The sequence below is a fragment of the Stenotrophomonas sp. P5_B8 genome (assembly GCF_054049855.1).
On sequence record NZ_JBFULO010000763.1, the window covers coordinates 1 to 933 of the forward strand.

Sequence of the window (933 nt, forward strand, 5' to 3'; positions counted from 1 at the left end):
GCTGCTCCTGTTGACCGTGCTTACCGCAGCCTTCGCCTGGAGTCAGTCGGTGGATGCCGCTGGCCTGCCGACCGGCGGGGCAATGCTGTACACCGTGGCCGGTGCGATCGGCGGCCTGGTGCTGGCACTGGTGACCATCTTCAAGAAGGAATGGTCGCCGGTCACCGCGCCGATGTACGCGCTGGTCGAAGGCCTGTTCCTGGGCGCGATCTCGGCGGTGTTCAACGCCAAGTTCCCGGGCATTGTGATGCAGGCGGTGATGCTGACCTTCGGCACGATGTTCGTCATGCTGGCGGTGTACCGCAGCGGCCTGATCAAGGTCACCGAGAACTTCAAGCTGGGCGTGGTCGCGGCCACGGGCGGCATCGCGCTGCTGTACCTGGCTTCGTTCGTGCTGAGCTTCTTCAACATCAATGTGCCGATGATCCACCAGGGCGGCTGGATGGGCATCGCCTTCAGCCTGTTCGTGGTGGTGGTGGCCGCGCTGAACCTGGTGCTGGATTTCGACTTCATCGAGAACGGCGCCGAAGCCCGCGCACCCAAGTACATGGAGTGGTACGGCGCGTTCGGCCTGATGGTCACGCTGGTGTGGCTGTACGTGGAATTCCTGCGCCTGCTGTCGAAGATCCAGCAGCGCTGAGCCGCTCGATCCGCACCTTCAAGAGGGCGCCCCCGGGCGCCCTTTTTCATGCGCGCTCGCCAGCCGCCGAGCCCGCCCCGCCCGTCTGCCCGGCGTAATGCGCGGCCAGGTAATCCACCAGCGCGCGCACCTTCGGGGCAAGCGCACGCGCATGCGGATACAGCGCGAAGTAGCGGCGCTGTCCGGCGTGCCAGCCGGGCAGCACGCGGATCAGGCGACCGGTGCGCAGATCCTCCTGCACGGTCAACGCGGTGAACAGGCTGATGCCCATGCCCGCCAGCACGGCGGCATAC

General features: G+C 66.2%; 2 protein-coding genes. One reads left to right on the plus strand and one right to left on the minus strand.

Going from position 1 to position 933, the window contains the following annotated elements; translation table 11 throughout:
* A partial coding sequence (locus ACXJKH_RS21300; protein WP_457322358.1) for a Bax inhibitor-1/YccA family protein occupies positions 1–640 on the plus strand: 640 nt, incomplete at its 5' end.
* Positions 641–686: 46 nt separating this feature from the next.
* On the opposite strand, the gene ACXJKH_RS21305 is transcribed toward ACXJKH_RS21300, so the two are convergent.
* On the minus strand, positions 687–933 hold a 247-nt coding region (locus ACXJKH_RS21305), incomplete at its 5' end, for a LysR substrate-binding domain-containing protein (RefSeq protein ID WP_457322360.1).